Source organism: Weizmannia sp. FSL W8-0676 (assembly GCF_038593015.1).
Lineage (GTDB): Bacteria > Bacillota > Bacilli > Bacillales > Bacillaceae_C > Weizmannia > Weizmannia coagulans.
This window is the reverse complement of record NZ_CP151954.1, coordinates 143435-159393: the sequence shown is the minus strand read 5'-3', so window position 1 is coordinate 159393 and position 15959 is coordinate 143435. Positions and strand designations below refer to the sequence as shown.

The following is a 15959-nucleotide window of genomic DNA, read 5'->3' as shown; positions in this document are numbered from 1 at the left end:
GCCGCATTTTCTTATCATGGAAAAAATAAAGTTGGAACCAGTGGCGGCCGTTTGTCCATTTAGCAGGGCCTAATTGGACATCTCAACCCGCCCTGCCTGCTTTTTTGTCCTTCATCCCGCTTATGAAGGACATTTCAACCTGCAACTCGCAACCTTTTGTCCTTCATCCCGCTTATGAAGGACATTTCAACCTGCAGCTCGCTGCCTTTTGTCCTTCATCCCGGTTATGACGGACATCTCAACCTGCCCCGCCTGCTCTTTTGTCCAATTAGCCATCCTATCGGGACAAAACACACCGCCGACACCGATCTTTTGTCTATCCTGAAAATATACGCCGGCTGGTTTTCATTCTTCTGCTGGTGCCGCTGTTCTGCGGCATGGGCGTTCATTGGATCCCTATTGAGACAAAACACACGGCCAGCCCAATTGGACACACCTTTCCAAATGCCGCTTCCATTCCTATGGGGACAGAGGCCGCCTGTTTTCCTTTCATTATGAAAAAGACGGCAAGGCACTCACAAGAGAAGTGTCTTGCCGTCTTTTTTCGGCAGCCTTGCGGAGGGGCGGGCTTTTCACGAAGTGGATGCTCCGCCGAAAATTCCTCCTCTGTTTCCGGCTGCTTCAAAACTGCGGGTTTTTCGCGAAAGGAAAGCTTCACTTTTTCAATTTGTCCACAATCTTTTGGGCAATCTCCCTGTAAATCTGCCCGAGCCGGTGGTCTTCAGCATAAATGGACGGCGCGAAATCATGTTCATTCCAGTCCGGCTGCTGGAGCGGGAGCTGGCCGAGCACTTCGGTCCGCAATTCTTCGGCAAGTTTTTCCCCGCCGCCGCGGCCAAATACATACTCGCGTTCGCCGGTCACCTTGCTTTCAAAATAAGCCATATTTTCAATGACACCGAGCAAATTGTGTTCCGTCCGGAGTGCCATCGCGCCGGCCCTTGCCGCAACAAAAGCCGCAGTCGGATGCGGGGTCGTCACGATAATCTCATTGCAGCGCGGCAGCATCGAATGGATATCGAGCGCCACATCCCCGGTGCCCGGCGGCAAGTCCAGCAGCAAATAATCGAGGTCGCCCCATTCCACTTCATGGAAGAAATTGTTCAGCATTTTGCCAAGCATCGGCCCGCGCCAGATAACCGGCGCATTGTCTTCTACAAAAAAGCCCATCGAAATGACCTTGACCCCGAACCGTTCCACCGGGATAATTCTTTCGCCGCGGACAACTGGACGCTGCATAATGCCCATCATGTCCGGCACGCTGAACCCGTAAATATCGGCATCAATCAGGCCGACCTTTTTCCCGAGGCGGGCGAGTGCAACCGCCAAATTGACGGAAACGGTCGATTTCCCAACGCCGCCCTTGCCGCTTGCAATGGCGATGAATTCCGTTTTGGCGGAGCCGAGCGGATTTTTGTTGTCTTCCTGCAACAAATCGCGGAACCGGCCGAGCGTCTCTTTCGGCAGTTCGCCGAAGCGGATGCCGACTGTGTTCGCGCCGATCCCCTTCAATGCTTTCACAATGGCCATCTGCAGCTGCAGCTGTTCGCTTGTGCCGGTTTTGGCAATCGCCACTTTGACACTGACATGCTGGATCTCTTCTTTGATTTTGATTTCGAGGATCCCTTTTGTTTCTTCCAGCGTTTTATGTAAAAAAGGATCTTCAAACCCTTTTAACACGTCGTAAACCTGTTGTTCCGTCAACATTTTCTACACCATCCTTAAAATGAAGTCGTTTCCAGCTTGATTCCAGTATACCATACAATGGCAGTGTTTTGCGCTGGAACGGCTCCGGATGCTTGTCAGTTCTTTAAGTCCTTTTCTTTTGTAAAGTAGCGCATAATCCCTTCATAAATAGAAGCCGCCACCTTTGTCTGGTACGCATCGGATTTTAATTGCTCCCGCTCCCCGGGATTGGACAAAAACCCGATTTCCACAAGGCAGCCCGGTTTTTTCGCATGCTTCAGCAAATACACATTGGATAATGTTTTGGAAGCCCGGTTTGTATTTTCAAGATTCCGGACCAGCTCCGCCTGGATAAACGTGGCGATCCTTTTATTTTCAATCATGGTCGGGGCGTAAAAAGTCTGGGCGCCGTGCCACTGCGATTGCGGAATAGCGTTCAGATGGATGCTGATAAAAAGGTCCGCTTCCGACGCGTTGATCAGGGAAAGCCTTTTTCTTAAATCCTCCACTTTGCGGCGGCTGTAGCCCTTTGTCTCGTTATCAGCAAGGTCTGTGTCCGTTTCGCGCGTCATAATAACAAGCGCCCCCTGCTGCTGAAGATAGTCTTTGATTTTGCTCGCCACACTCAAGGCAACATCTTTTTCCAGCACTTCATCTCCCGTTGCCCCGCCATCCGGCCCCCCGTGCCCCGGATCCAAATAGATGATTTTCCCGGAAAGCGGCAGATTCCACGGGCGCCACGTATCTTTTTGGAAAAACTCAAACTGCACAAGTAAAAATAAAAGGGTGACACCAAGCAGAAACCCCGCAATTTTGATTTTCCGTTTCATCACAATCTCCCTCTCCCTGTCCTTACTGAAAAGTTATGGGACAAGGGAGGAAAATAGAACTGGAAAAAAGGGAGCCGCAAACGGGCATCCCCTAATGAAGCCGCAGTTTCCGCCTTTGTTCGCCTTTTTTAAAGCCGTAAGACCAAAAGTAGTCGGCAAACTGCTCGCATGTATAGTAAATGGACTCCTGCATCGTATCATTGCCGAATGTCCAATAAAGCCAAAAATTGTACAGCGTATCTGTAATATGCTTTAATTCGGTTTCGCACCGTTTCTTTGCCTGCTCGGCTGGCTCTCCGTAATACCCGAACCGGCTGTAATGGCCGCCCAATAAATAGGCTTCAATGGCGACATCGTAACACCCTTCTTCGATCCCCTGCTCCATCCACGCTCCCCCGTTGATCCGGAACGAACCGAAATGGGACTGGAAGCTTTTCTTCAGCACTTCAACCGGCAGTTCGCGGAGCAAATTGCGTTCCGCTTTCATTTGCCTCTCCCGTCTTTTCGCAGACAGGGTGGTAATGACTTCATTCATCTCTACCCACTCCTTACCGGTATTGTACGCGGGTGTAGAGGCGTCGATACTTTATAATGATTTCCAAACAAGGAATCGATATCGCAACATGGGCGCGCGCTTTAAGCCAACACACCGCTCAGGAGCGCGCATCCTTTTTTTCAGTATGCTCCGGCTCCTGGTCAAATCCCCGGTCATCAATCCGGCATGCCTCAAGCGGGATGACTTTTGTCCGCTTTACGAGCTTGTAGCCGAGCCACATGATGGCAAAAAGCGGGATGCCGAGATACGCGGCAATGGCGCTCATCCAGTCGATACGACCGCCGAGGAATGCCTGATAATCCTGCGCAAGAATGACGATCACGCCGACAATCAGCGCAAAAATCGGGCCGAACGGGTACCATTTCGCATGGTAAGGGAGGTCGTCAAGTGAACGTCCCTGGGCGAGATACGCTTTCCGGAAACGGTAATGGCTGGCGGCAATCCCGAGCCAGAAAATAAAGCCCGTGACGCCCGCTGCATTCAACAGCCAGATATAAATGGCGCCGTCCCCGAATGCGGATGCGAGAAATGCAAGCGCGCCGACAATGGTCGTGGCAACAAGGGCTGCGACCGGCACGCCGCGTTTGTTCAGTTTGCCGAAAAACTTCGGCGCCTGGCCTTCATGGGCCATTGCATACAAAATCCTTGTTGAAGCATACAGGCTCGAGTTTCCCGCCGACAGCACAGCCGTTAAAATGACCGCATTCATCAGGGATGCAGCAAACGCAAGCCCCGCTTTTTTAAAGACAAGTGTAAACGGGCTCACCATTACATCCGTACTTTGCAAACTTTTTGTCGTATAAGGGATAATCAGCCCGATGACAAGAATTGCAAGGACATAAAACAACAAAATGCGCCAGAAAATGCTTTTGATTGCTTTCGGGACGTTTTTGCGCGGATTCTCGCTTTCCCCAGCTGCAACGCCGACAATTTCCGTCCCCTGGAATGAAAATCCGGCGGTAATGAACACGCCAAGCACGGCAAGCGCACCGCCGTGGAAAGGCGCATCCCCGATTGTAAAGTTTTTAAAGCCGGCCGGTGCCCCACCCAATATGCCAAATATCATCAAAAAGCCGGTAACAATAAAAAGGATAATGGTCGCCACTTTGACAAAGGAAAACCAGTACTCTCCTTCGCCATAGCCTCTCACGGACAAAATGTTCAAAAGAAAAATCACGAGCAAAAACAGGCCGCTCCACAACCAGCTGGGGCTGTGCGGAAACCAAAATTTCATGACCAGCGTCGATGCCGACAGTTCCGCTGCAAGACAAATGGCCCAGCTGTACCAATAATTCCAGCCGAGCGCAAAACCGAGCGCCGGATCAATAAAGCGGGTTGCATACGTACTGAATGCCCCGCTTGTCGGCATAAATGAAGCCAGTTCCCCGAGGCTTGTCATAATAAAATAGACCATCACACCGATAACCAAATAGGCAAGCAGTGCTCCCCCCGGGCCAGCCTGGTAAATTGCGGCGCCGCTTCCGAGAAAAAGCCCGGTCCCGATCGAGCCGCCGAGTGATATCATGGTCAGATGCCGTGCCTTTAAACGCCGTTTCAGGCCGGATTTTTGTGTTGCCATCGTATGTTCATCTCCATTTATCTATCATACGCATCTGGTTAAAATAAATCACAACGTCCATACCATAGCACAAAAAATTCCGGATGAAAACAGGATTTTGCATATTTCCAGCATTTTGTTGCATAATCTTACATACCTATGTAGAAAAACGTGCAGCAAGGTTTTGCACCTGCTGCACGTTTGCCGTTTATAAAACCGGCTGCTTTTCGATGTACCCTTTTTCTTCCAAAAAGCGGATTACCTGCCCGACAGCCTGTTCCAGCGGCTGTTTATGGGTTTCCACGACAAGTTCCGGATGTTCCGGGGCTTCATAAGGGGCATCTATGCCGGTAAAATTTTGTATTTCCCCATTGCGGGCTTTTTTGTATAAGCCTTTCGGGTCCCGCTGTTCACATGCTTCCAGCGGGCAATTCACGTAAATCTCTACGAATTCATTGTCTTCAACCAGTTCGCGCACCATGTCCCTGTCAGCACGGTACGGTGAAATGAATGCCGTCAGCACCATTACGCCGGCATCCACGAACAGTTTTGACACCTCTCCGATGCGGCGGATATTTTCTTTCCGGTCTTCCGGGGAAAACCCGAGATTTTTATTCAACCCGTGGCGGATATTATCGCCATCGAGGATATACGTGCGGATCCCCCGCCTGTGGAGTTCCTGTTCAACGGCGACGGACAGCGTTGATTTCCCCGCACCGGATAACCCGGTAAACCAGAGGACTGCGCTGGAGTGCCCGTTTAACCTCCGGCGGTCTTCTTTTTTAATTTGGGCTTCATGCCATGTGATATTGGTTGCTTTTGCCATGCGGCCGGTTCCCTCCTTATGATTTGCGGACGTTTAATTGTGCACTTTCATCCCTTTGATCAGCACTTCTGCCACTTCCGGCCGGGAAAATTCTTTCGGCGGTTTTTGGCCGGCGCGCAGCATTTCGCGCACTTTTGTCCCGCTCAAATGAATATGGTCTTCTTTTCCGTGCGGGCAAGTTTTCGTTGTGGCCATATTGCCGCATTTCGCGCAGTAAAACGCATGCTCAAATTTTAAAATGGTAATGCCCAGTTCCTGCTCCACAGTGCTGATCAGTTCCTGCGCTTCATACGTCCCATAATAATCGCCGACACCGGCATGGTCACGGCCGACAATGAAATGGGTGCAGCCGTAATTTTTGCGGACGAGTGCATGCAGAATCGCTTCCCGCGGGCCTGCATAGCGCATGGCGGCAGGGTAAATGACAAGGCGCACACGGTCTTTTGGATAATAATGTTTCAAAATCACTTCGTAACTTTCCATCCGGATATCCGCCGGAATATCATCGCTTTTTGTCTCGCCGACAAGCGGGTTTAAAAGCAGCCCGTCAACGATTTCAAGCGCGCTTTTTTGAATGTATTCATGGGCACGGTGCACCGGGTTGCGCGTCTGGAAGCCGACAATCGTTTTCCAGCCGAGGGATGCGAACAATGCCCTTGTTTCTTTCGGATCTTTATAATAAGCGGCAAACTCGTCATGGTTCGGGCGGTTTAAAAGCGTAACCGGCCCTGCAAGATACACATCCCCGTTTTCATACAGGCGTTTAACGCCGGGGTGCGCCGGGTCGGTTGTCCCGTACACGAGCCTTGCTTCCCGTTCCTTGTCCACTGTATACTTTTCTTCCAGTGTGAGCGTGCCGTAGATCACGCCGTCTGCGCCTTTTAATGCGAGCGTTTCTCCGGTTTCAAACCTTCCCGCTTCCTCTTCTGTTACGGGAAGCGTGATCGGAATACTCCAGATAAGGCCGTTTGAAAGCCGCATATTTTCCACAACCGTTTCATAATCCTGCTTCCCCATAAACCCGGTCAGCGGGCTGAATCCGCCGATGCCGATCAGCTCCAAGTCGGAGATGCTCCAGTCGGAAACGGTTAATGCCGGTAATTGTTCTGCCTGTTTTAAAGCTTCCGCACTGTGGTTTTCCCGGTTTACCAATATACCGCCGTGCGGGATGCTCGTTGAAAAAGCCATGTTCCAATTTCCTCCACTCGTTTACATTTTTCCTATAAAAACAATTGGAATACTTCCGTAATATTTATTTTAGCATTAAACAGATTATTTTTGCATTTATTTTTTGCAAATTTTGACGGATCACGGGTGAGCGCGCTGTCCTCTTTCAAATCGCTTCTCGACACGCTCATGATAGGCTCCGGACTGAAAGACTTCCTGCGATGTTGTTCCTTCAAGGGCAAGCAAGTATAATGCCTTTACATCCTCAGCGATGTCTTCACACTGCATAAAATCATCAAGGCTTGTATGGTTGTGGCTCGTTTGCAGTGCCGGGGCAATAAACGATTCGATTTTCTGCCTCAGCTCCGTTTCGTCTTCCTGCAACAGCAAATGAAGGGTGCTAGCGGTTTTTTTTGGACATAAAAAAGACCCTCCCCACATAAGTGAAGAGAGCCTTTGAAATGCCAATAATTTAACGTTTCGAGAACTGAGGTGCACGACGAGCGCCTTTGAGACCGTATTTCTTCCGTTCTTTCATACGGGCGTCACGTGTCAGAAGGCCTGCGCGTTTTAACACTGCACGATATTCAGGATCAGCCTGCAGCAATGCGCGGGCAATACCGTGGCGGATTGCGCCAGCTTGGCCTGTGAAACCGCCGCCTCTTACGTTTACGAGAACATCGTAGCTGCCGTTTGTTTCTGTTATATTCAATGGTTGTTTAATCACTTCAACTAAAGCTTCGAACGGAATGTAATCTTTTACATCGCGCCCGTTAACCGTAATATTGCCGTTTCCAGGAACTAAGCGGACACGTGCAACAGAACTTTTGCGGCGTCCGGTCCCGGCGTATTGTACTTGTGCCAAAATAATGCCCTCCTTTTAAAATTATCCGCGAAGTTCGTAAACTTCCGGTTTTTGTGCTTCATGCGGATGCTCTGCGCCAGCATACACATGCAACTTTTTAAACATCTGGCGTCCAAGGGAACCTTTCGGAAGCATGCCTTTAATAGCAAGTTCCAGCATTTTTTCCGGATAGTTCGCACGCATTTCGCCTGCTGTGCGCTGTTTCAAACCGCCTGCAAACTGGCTGTGGCGGTAGTAAATTTTGTCTTCCAGTTTTTTGCCTGTCAATTCTACTTTAGAAGCATTCAGGATGATCACATGGTCGCCCGTATCCACGTGCGGTGTGAAAACCGGTTTATGTTTGCCGCGTAAAATGGATGCCACTTCAGAAGCGAGGCGCCCAAGGGTCTTGCCTTCAGCATCCACTACGTACCATTTACGTTCAACGTCGTTTGCTTTTGCCATATAAGTCGTACGCATGAGTTACCCTCCTAAAAAATATTCACAAAAACACAGTCATGATCTATTGTCATTATCACAATAAGTTTCCGGGGCTTATCGTGGAGTTAAAAAAACAATACCATAGGTTATAATATCGTTTTGGGGCAAGAATGTCAAGCAAATGTTACGCCTGGTCCGGTTGTTTTTATCTTCTTTTTATCATGCGGATCCATGCCCCGTCAATAAGTTACTTTCCATAAATACAATCCTTCCGGCGGCGCGGTTTTGCCCGCATAGATCCGGTTGCGTTTTTCAAGGATTTCGCGCATTTCACCGGGCTCGCGCTTGCCGCTGCCGATTTCAAGCAAAGTGCCGGTTAAGATCCGCACCATATTGTATAAAAAGCCGTTTCCTTTAAAACAGATCACCAATTCATCGTCCTGCCGCAAAAACCGGATCTCTTTCAACGTGCGGACCCTGTCTTCCGCCTCCGTTTTTGCCGAGCAAAAACTCGTAAAATCATGGGTGCCAAGCACGGCGTTTGCCGCCGCTTCCATTGCCCCGGTATCAAGCGGAAACCAGACCCTTAACGCGTAACGGTGCTTAAATGGGCTGCGGACATGGGAAAAATAGATCCGGTAGCGGTATTCCTTCTCTTTTACCGAGTAGCGCGCGTGAAAACCGGGGCCCGCATACGCCGCTGCCGAAACTGAAATATCGCCGGGAAGCAGGCTGTTTAAAGCGGCCGGCCAGCTTGTTTCCGGAATAGAAAGATCCGTATCGAAATGGACCACCTGCCCCATCGCGTGCACGCCGGCATCCGTCCTTCCGGAAGCCGCCGTTTTCACGGGGCGGCCTTTATGAAGAGCGGCCAGCGCCTTTTCGATTTCCTGCTGGACCGTCCGCTGCCCCGGCTGGACCTGGTACCCCGCGAACCGGGAACCGTCGTAACTGACCGTACATTTTACGCGCTTCATAAAATCCCCCCGTCACGGAACAGCACGAGCAGGATGATAACGGCGGCCAGGGCGCAAATGGACAGCGTATCAGCCGTGCGCCAGATGAGCAAGCGGTATTTTGTCCGCCCCTCCCCGCCCTGGTAGCCGCGGGCTTCCATTGCCGTTGCCAGCTCTTCCGCACGTTTGAACGAACTGACAAACAGCGGAATTAATAAAGGAATAATGGCTTTCACCCGGTCTTTTATACTTCCGCCGGAAAAATCGACACCCCGGGCCATCTGCGCCTTCATGATTTTTTCCGTTTCGTCCATTAATGCCGGAATGAACCGCAGTGAAATGGACATCATTAACGCCAGTTCATGGACCGGAAATTTTACTTTCCGGAGCGGCGCAAGTAGCATTTCAATCCCGTCTGTCAGCGAGATTGGCGTTGTCGTCAGCGTCAAAAGCGATGTTAAAAAGATCAACAGCATAAACCTGAGCGAAATAAACACGCCCTGCCGGATCCCTTCACTATAAATATGAATAAATGCATAACGGAAAACAAGGCTGCCCTCACGATTGAAAAACAGCTGCAGAAAAAAGGTAAAAATGACCAGCCATAAAATCGGCATTAACCCTTTAATAAAAAAACGGACAGGGACTTTTGAAACCAGCATAACAAGCAAGGTAAAGATTACGAGAATCCCGTAGGTGGCCGCATTATTGGCCAAAAATACAATACAAATAAAGACGAATACAAAAATCAATTTCGAACGCGGATCCATCCGGTGAATGACGGAATCGCCCGGAATATAACGCCCGAAAATCATTTTTTCCATCATGCGCGCCCACCCCGTTTCAAAACCGATTGCAATGCTTCCGCAAGTTCTTCTACTGTCAGGCATGTCTTTTTGAACTTCATACCGGTTTTTTTTTCGAGCATGGTCTGGAAGCGGACAATCTCCGGCACGCTTAATCCCCATTTTTCAAGCAACCCGGGATCGGAAAAGATGTCACGGGGTGCACCTTTTTTCATCAATTTCCCCTGGTGCAAAATGACGAGTTCATCGGCATACAGGGCGGCATCTTCCATGCTGTGGGTAACAAGCACAGTCGTTAAATGCTTCTTCCGGTGCAATTCGTAAAACATGCCCATCATCTCGTGGCGCCCGCGCGGATCAAGGCCGGCAGTCGGCTCGTCCAGCACAAGCACATCCGGTTCCATCGCAAGCACACCGGCGATGGCAACCCGCCGCATTTGCCCGCCTGACAGGTCAAACGGCGATTTTGCAAGAATCTCTTCTGAAAGCCCGACAAGCCGGATGAGTTCCCTTGCCCGCTGTTTCGCTTCTTCATCCGGAACGCCGAAATTTTTCGGGCCGAAACAGATGTCTTTTTCCACCGTTTCTTCAAACAGCTGGTGTTCAGGAAACTGGAACACAATCCCGACTTTTTGCCGGATCGCCTTCAAGTTTTTTTCCTTTTTTCCGCCTTCAATCACCCGGCCGCCGATCGTTACTTTTCCTTTTGTCGGCTGGAGCAGGGCATTCAAATGCTGCAGCAGCGTCGATTTGCCTGAACCGGTATGCCCGATCACGGCGATATAGCGGCCGGACGGGATGGCGAGGGAAATGTCATAGAGCGCAATCCTTTCAAACGGCGTATTCGGCTGATACCGGTATTCTACTTGTTCAAATGCAATGTCCATAGTGCATCCACCAATTCTTCATCTGTTAAATAAATTTCCGGTAAGTCCAGGCCCCTTGCTTTAAGCGCTTTTGCCATTTTGACCGGGAACGGAATATCGAGGCCAAGCGCGGTCAATGTCTCATCCATTTGAAAAATGTCACGCGGTGTGCCTTCCCGGTAGACCTCCCCGCGGTTCATCACGATCATCCGTTCCGCCTGGGCAGCTTCTTCAAGATCATGGGTAATCGAGATGACGGTCAGCCCCGCTTCTTGTTTCAACTGGCGGATCGTCTCCAGCACTTCTTTGCGGCCGACCGGATCGAGCATGGATGTAGCTTCATCCAAAATGATCACTTCCGGCTTAAGCGCGATGATCCCGGCAATCGCCACCCGTTGTTTTTGCCCGCCTGATAGATGGTGCGGTTCGCGGTCCAGAAAGTCCGACATCCGAACCCGCTTTAAAGCATCATGAACGCGTTTCACCATTTCCTCACGCGGCACACCGTGGTTTTCCAGCCCAAATGCGACATCATCCTGAACGGTTGTGCCGACAAACTGGTTATCGGGATTTTGAAACACCATGCCGACGCGCCTTCTAATCTCCCAGACATTTTCATCCGACAACTTGAGGCCGGAAACCGTTATCGCGCCTTTTCCGGGAAACTGCAAGCCGTTCAGGAGCCTCGCCAGCGTAGACTTTCCAGATCCGTTATGCCCGACAATGGCCAGCCACTCGCCTTTATAAACTTGAAAAGAAATATTTGTTAGTGCATATGTTTCCTGTTCCGGGTAACGGAAGGAAACCTGGTCGATGTCAATGATCACGTTCGCGCTGTCTGCCAATGCCGGATTCCTCCTCTGTAACCTGCTTTCTTTGCACGGTTCAAACATGCCAAGCAATCCTTCTTCATCCTCTTCAGCATCATTTTCATCCTGATGGCGGCGCCTTAAAGTTGCAGCAGGGGCAGCCTTCATGCGCCTGCCCCTGCGCCGGCAACAGCCCGTTTAAAAACGGTTTATCTCACGAACGACGATGCCAATGTTTCGCCTGTTTGCTTGTATTTATATTCTACCGTATTGTCGTGCAGTTTGGCGGGTAAAATATCCCCATAATAAAAAAGCCTGCACCCCTCTTCAGTGTAGACGTTAACAATCCGGCGCACAGAAATAAAAAGGGGTGCAAGAGCTAGACGGGCCACAAAATGCGCCCATCGTAACACTCACAGTTTGTTGCATCACGCATAAAAGAAAAGGTTTCATAAACACAGGCTGCCCTCTAGCTGCAAGCCTGCGATGACGAACCGAAAAAAGATAGAAAAAGGGCAAAGAGGCAGTTAAGATTCTTTCAACTGTCCAGCCCTTGAGAAAATCATTCGTTTACTTGCTCTTGGTCTTGCTCTTGCTCTTGCTCTTTCTTTTCAACGAATTCAATAATCGCAACCGGCGCACCATCCCCGCGGCGCGGGCCTACTTTCAAGATGCGGGTGTAACCGCCCTGGCGATCCGCGTAACGTTCTGCAATGACCGAGAATAATTTTTGAACAGCATCCTGTTTTGTTTCTGCGTCAGCTGTTTCATGGCGTACATATGCAGCAGCCTGGCGGCGGGCATGAAGATCACCGCGTTTTCCAAGCGTAACTAATTTTTCAACAACCGAGCGTAATTCTTTTGCGCGTGCTTCAGTTGTTTCGATGCGTTCATTAATGATAAGGTCTGTTGCCAAATCGCGCAGTAATGCTTTACGTTGGGCGCTTGTGCGTCCTAACTTTCTGTAAGGCATGAAGTTCCCTCCCTTATGTTGGATTAATCGCTTTGCCTTCTAACCGGCTCAGTCGTCTTTGCGCAAACCCAAGCCCAAATCTTCGAGCTTTGCTTTGACTTCTTCAAGGGACTTGCGGCCAAGATTCCGGACTTTCATCATATCTTCTTCCGTTTTGTTGGCCAGTTCCTGAACGGTATTGATGCCGGCACGTTTCAGGCAGTTATAAGAACGGACTGAAAGATCAAGTTCCTCAATTGTCATTTCAAGCACTTTTTCTTTCTGGTCTTCTTCTTTTTCCACCATAATTTCCGCATTTTGTGCTTCATCCGTCAGTCCGACGAAGATGTTCAAATGCTCGGTTAAAATTTTGGCGCCTAAAGCAATTGCTTCTTTCGGGCCGATGCTGCCGTCAGTCGTGACATCCAGTGAGAGCTTATCATAATTGCTGACTTGCCCTACCCGGGTATTTTCGACCTGGTAGCTCACGCGTTGAACCGGGGTATAAATAGAATCTATTGGAATGACACCAATTGGATGGTCTTCCCGCTTATTTTGATCAGCAGGAACATAGCCGCGGCCTTGGTTGGCAGTCATGCGCATACGCAAATGCCCGTTTTCGGCAACCGTCGCAATATAGAGATCCGGATTTAAAATCTCCACATCGCTGTCATGCGTAATATCGGCTGCTGTCACAGCGCCTTCTCCCTGTACATCAATCTCAAGCGTTTTTTCCTCATCGGAGTAGATTTTCAAAGCCAGCTTTTTGAGGTTCAAAATAATGCTGGTCACATCTTCAACAACGCCTTCGACTGTCGAGAATTCGTGCATCACGCCATCGATTTGGATGGATGTGACAGCGGCACCCGGGAGTGAGGATAATAGGATACGACGTAAGGAGTTACCCAAAGTAGTACCATATCCACGCTCAAGCGGTTCTACGACGAACTTGCCATAAGTAGCGTCATCGCTGACCTCAACCGTTTCAATTTTTGGCTTTTCAATTTCAATCATTCAAATTAACCCTCCTTCAAAACGTCGAAACCCCGTATAGCACCCCAGAAAGAGCCCTATTCGAAATTCCCCATGCAAAATTCCCTATTATGCATAACAACTGGATCATTCAAATCATTTTTTTGCAGATTATGCATCATATCCCATTATAGACAAGGATACAAAATCTATACAAAAAAATCAGACACGGCGACGTTTTGGCGGGCGGCAACCATTATGCGGCACAGGTGTTACGTCTTTAATGGCTGTAACTTCGAGCCCGGCAGCCTGCAGGGCACGGATAGCGGCTTCACGGCCTGCGCCAGGTCCTTTTACATTTACTTCCAAAGACTTCATCCCATGTTCCATCGATGCTTTCGCGGCTGTTTCAGCAGCCATTTGTGCAGCAAACGGCGTTGATTTACGAGAACCTTTAAAGCCGAGCGCACCGGCACTGGACCATGCAACAGCATTCCCATGCACATCCGTGATCGTAACGATTGTATTGTTAAAAGTGGAACGAATATGAGCGACACCTGATTCAATATTCTTTCTTACGCGGCGTTTGCGCGTATTTGTTCTGCGTGCCATATGAACAACCTCCTTTGCTTATTATTTCTTCTTACCGGCAACCGTTTTACGCGGGCCTTTGCGTGTACGGGCATTGTTTTTCGTGTTTTGCCCGCGAACAGGAAGACCGCGGCGGTGGCGGAGACCTCTGTAGGATCCGATTTCCATCAGGCGTTTAATGTTCAAGGAAACTTCGCGGCGAAGATCCCCTTCTACTTTCAGCCTGTCCACGATATCACGGATTTTGTTTACTTCATCCTCTGTTAAGTCGCGGACGCGTGTATCTTCAGAAATTCCGGCCTCAGCAAGAATTTTTTGTGCAGTTGATTTACCGATTCCGTAAATGTATGTTAAAGAAATAACAACACGTTTATCACGTGGAATGTCAACACCGGCAATACGAGCCATACAGGTGCACCTCCTTCAAATTTATCCTTGTTTTTGTTTGTGTTTCGGATTTTCACAGATTACCATTACTTTGCCTTTTCTGCGGATAACCTTGCATTTTTCGCAGATCGGCTTCACAGATGGTCTAACTTTCATGGTTTACCCTCCTTAATATACGGAGTACAGGCCCGGTACCCTTTATCCAGACAGATTCCCCGGGCAGACTTTCCGTTTCACCGAAAAAGCCGTGTATCTACATTATTTAAACCGGTACGTAATTCTACCGCGGGTCAAATCATATGGGGACAGTTCAACTGTTACTTTATCGCCCGGTAAAATGCGGATAAAGTTCATCCGGATTTTACCCGACACATGCGCAAGAACAGTGTGACCATTTTCTAATTCTACCTTAAACATGGCATTCGGCAAAGTTTCGCTTACAATGCCCTCAACTTCAATAACGTCATCTTTCGCCATCGAACTATTCTCCCTCCTCCTAACATTTAGGACCTGGCAATGATACTTTTCCAAAACCTTAAAACGATTAGGCTCGCCAAAACTCCCGCTTCAGGAAGCGGCCGGCCTGCTGCATATTCACGTAAACCGGCTGATCCGGGGGACCGGCAGGAGCTGATAAACGTTCCCAAGGTTACATGGTTCTTTCATGTCAGTCTTGACCAATCCCATGTCCGGCATACATGTGAACGAACGAAAGCCATTTGCACAGAATTGAATTGCATGAGAGACGTTCGAATGGCGCTTACTGGCAATCCTGACAACGGAAGCCGCCTTCCTCATCTATTGATTATAAGTTAACTGATGAAGCAAATCGCCAATAAAACAGAGCCGTCATTTCACCCGTGAAATATCCAGCGGTGAAAATGCCACGAAAACCATTATAACCTTTTTAAGCGGAAATTGCATCAAACTTGAAAAGTTTTTTACCGTCAGGACACAGCCGAAAAGCCGTCCGGATAAAACTTCCAAAGGTGGTTTCCATCCAACGTGATTGCGGCTCTCATGAATTCACCAAGTCGTTCACGTTTAACCCAGTTGGCCCAGCAATTGATCGATATCCGCAAAAACTTGATGAATATCCTGCTGGCCGTTTACATTCCGCAAATAGCCTTTTTCCTCATAAAAGTCCAGCAGCGGCCGGGTTTGCTTCATATTGACATCGAGCCGGTTCCCGACAGTTTCTGCGTTGTCATCCGGCCGTTGATACAGCGGGCCGCCGCATTTGTCGCAAACGCCCTCCGTTTTTGGCGGATTAAACACGAGATGGTAAGTCGCACCGCAATTTTCACAAATTCTCCGACCGGTCAGCCGCTCTGTCAGAATCTCCCGGTCCACCTCTATGTTGATAACATAATCAAGCCGTTTGCCAAGGCTGCTTAAAATATTTTCCAAAGCTTCTGCCTGGGCAACCGTCCGCGGGAAACCGTCAAGCAGGAAGCCATTTTTGCAGTCATCCTTGCTTAACCGTTCGCGCACGATCCCGATCGTTACTTCATCAGGGACCAGTTCGCCTTTGTCCATAAAGGACTTGGCTTTAAGCCCCAGCTCCGTTTCTTCCTTTATCGCCGCCCGGAACATGTCTCCGGTGGAAATGTGAGGAATGGCATACTTATCAATGATTTTTTCGGCTTGAGTCCCTTTACCGGCTCCGGGAAGGCCCATTAACACTAAATTCATCGTACAGCCCCCTTATT

General features: G+C 49.4%; 20 protein-coding genes. All 20 read right to left on the bottom strand.

The genetic code is table 11. The features are described 5' to 3' along the window. Positions 1-654 precede the first annotated feature (654 nt). The 20 genes from NST20_RS00855 to NST20_RS00760 all read right to left on the bottom strand — a co-directional run bounded on the left by NST20_RS00855 (position 655) and on the right by NST20_RS00760 (position 15942). On the bottom strand, positions 655-1707 hold the full coding sequence (locus NST20_RS00855) for an Mrp/NBP35 family ATP-binding protein (protein ID WP_013858116.1): 1053 nt from the start codon (positions 1705-1707) through the stop codon (positions 655-657). 95 nt (positions 1708-1802) lie between these two features. Next, complete coding sequence (cwlD, locus tag NST20_RS00850; RefSeq protein WP_017554024.1) at positions 1803-2516, bottom strand: N-acetylmuramoyl-L-alanine amidase CwlD; 714 nt, start codon at positions 2514-2516, stop codon at positions 1803-1805. 91 nt (positions 2517-2607) lie between these two features. Beyond that, complete coding sequence (locus NST20_RS00845; protein ID WP_014096473.1) at positions 2608-3051, bottom strand: YbaK family protein; 444 nt, start codon at positions 3049-3051, stop codon at positions 2608-2610. A 118-nt stretch (positions 3052-3169) separates the two neighbouring features. Beyond that, positions 3170-4651, bottom strand: a complete 1482-nt coding sequence (locus tag NST20_RS00840) for an amino acid permease (RefSeq protein ID WP_342399851.1) — start codon at positions 4649-4651, stop codon at positions 3170-3172. A 187-nt stretch (positions 4652-4838) separates the two neighbouring features. Continuing rightward, on the bottom strand, positions 4839-5456 hold the full coding sequence (gene cysC, locus NST20_RS00835; RefSeq protein WP_342399850.1) for an adenylyl-sulfate kinase: 618 nt from the start codon (positions 5454-5456) through the stop codon (positions 4839-4841). A 33-nt stretch (positions 5457-5489) separates the two neighbouring features. Next, the gene (gene sat / locus NST20_RS00830; RefSeq protein ID WP_342399849.1) at positions 5490-6644 is read right to left on the bottom strand and encodes a sulfate adenylyltransferase; all 1155 of its coding nucleotides are present in this window, start codon (positions 6642-6644) and stop codon (positions 5490-5492) included. Positions 6645-6764: 120 nt separating this feature from the next. After that, positions 6765-7013, bottom strand: coding sequence for a hypothetical protein (locus tag NST20_RS00825; protein ID WP_342399848.1), 249 nt, complete (start codon positions 7011-7013; stop codon positions 6765-6767). Between the two features lie 82 nt (positions 7014-7095). Then, positions 7096-7488, bottom strand: a complete 393-nt coding sequence (gene rpsI / locus NST20_RS00820) for a 30S ribosomal protein S9 (RefSeq protein ID WP_013858111.1) — start codon at positions 7486-7488, stop codon at positions 7096-7098. A gap of 21 nt (positions 7489-7509) precedes the next feature. Continuing rightward, positions 7510-7947, bottom strand: a complete 438-nt coding sequence (rplM, locus tag NST20_RS00815) for a 50S ribosomal protein L13 (RefSeq protein WP_118498358.1) — start codon at positions 7945-7947, stop codon at positions 7510-7512. Positions 7948-8147: 200 nt separating this feature from the next. Further along, positions 8148-8885 carry a tRNA pseudouridine(38-40) synthase TruA gene (gene truA, locus NST20_RS00810; RefSeq protein WP_013858109.1) on the bottom strand — a complete coding sequence of 246 codons (738 nt, stop codon included), beginning with the start codon at positions 8883-8885 and terminating at the stop codon, positions 8148-8150. Next, positions 8882-9691, bottom strand: a complete 810-nt coding sequence (locus NST20_RS00805) for an energy-coupling factor transporter transmembrane protein EcfT (protein WP_342399847.1) — start codon at positions 9689-9691, stop codon at positions 8882-8884. Before NST20_RS00805 ends, truA begins: the two co-directional genes overlap by 4 nt. Continuing rightward, complete coding sequence (locus tag NST20_RS00800; protein WP_342399846.1) at positions 9688-10557, bottom strand: energy-coupling factor ABC transporter ATP-binding protein; 870 nt, start codon at positions 10555-10557, stop codon at positions 9688-9690. Before NST20_RS00800 ends, NST20_RS00805 begins: the two co-directional genes overlap by 4 nt. Then, positions 10533-11381 carry an energy-coupling factor ABC transporter ATP-binding protein gene (locus NST20_RS00795; RefSeq protein WP_013858106.1) on the bottom strand — a complete coding sequence of 283 codons (849 nt, stop codon included), beginning with the start codon at positions 11379-11381 and terminating at the stop codon, positions 10533-10535. The genes NST20_RS00800 and NST20_RS00795 overlap by 25 nt, the downstream gene beginning before the upstream one ends. Positions 11382-11907: 526 nt before the next feature. Next, on the bottom strand, positions 11908-12318 hold the full coding sequence (gene rplQ, locus NST20_RS00790; protein ID WP_029141994.1) for a 50S ribosomal protein L17: 411 nt from the start codon (positions 12316-12318) through the stop codon (positions 11908-11910). A 48-nt stretch (positions 12319-12366) separates the two neighbouring features. Beyond that, on the bottom strand, positions 12367-13311 hold the full coding sequence (locus NST20_RS00785) for a DNA-directed RNA polymerase subunit alpha (protein ID WP_017554014.1): 945 nt from the start codon (positions 13309-13311) through the stop codon (positions 12367-12369). A gap of 180 nt (positions 13312-13491) precedes the next feature. Further along, complete coding sequence (rpsK, locus tag NST20_RS00780) at positions 13492-13881, bottom strand: 30S ribosomal protein S11 (protein ID WP_017554013.1); 390 nt, start codon at positions 13879-13881, stop codon at positions 13492-13494. A gap of 21 nt (positions 13882-13902) precedes the next feature. After that, positions 13903-14268: a 30S ribosomal protein S13 gene (gene rpsM / locus NST20_RS00775; protein WP_013858102.1), complete on the bottom strand. Its 366-nt coding sequence runs from the start codon at positions 14266-14268 to the stop codon at positions 13903-13905. A 21-nt stretch (positions 14269-14289) separates the two neighbouring features. Next, positions 14290-14403: a 50S ribosomal protein L36 gene (gene rpmJ / locus NST20_RS00770; protein ID WP_003156543.1), complete on the bottom strand. Its 114-nt coding sequence runs from the start codon at positions 14401-14403 to the stop codon at positions 14290-14292. Between the two features lie 102 nt (positions 14404-14505). After that, the gene (gene infA, locus NST20_RS00765) at positions 14506-14724 is read right to left on the bottom strand and encodes a translation initiation factor IF-1 (protein WP_013858101.1); all 219 of its coding nucleotides are present in this window, start codon (positions 14722-14724) and stop codon (positions 14506-14508) included. Positions 14725-15291: 567 nt separating this feature from the next. Beyond that, positions 15292-15942: an adenylate kinase gene (locus NST20_RS00760; RefSeq protein ID WP_013858099.1), complete on the bottom strand. Its 651-nt coding sequence runs from the start codon at positions 15940-15942 to the stop codon at positions 15292-15294. Positions 15943-15959: the final 17 nt, after the last annotated feature.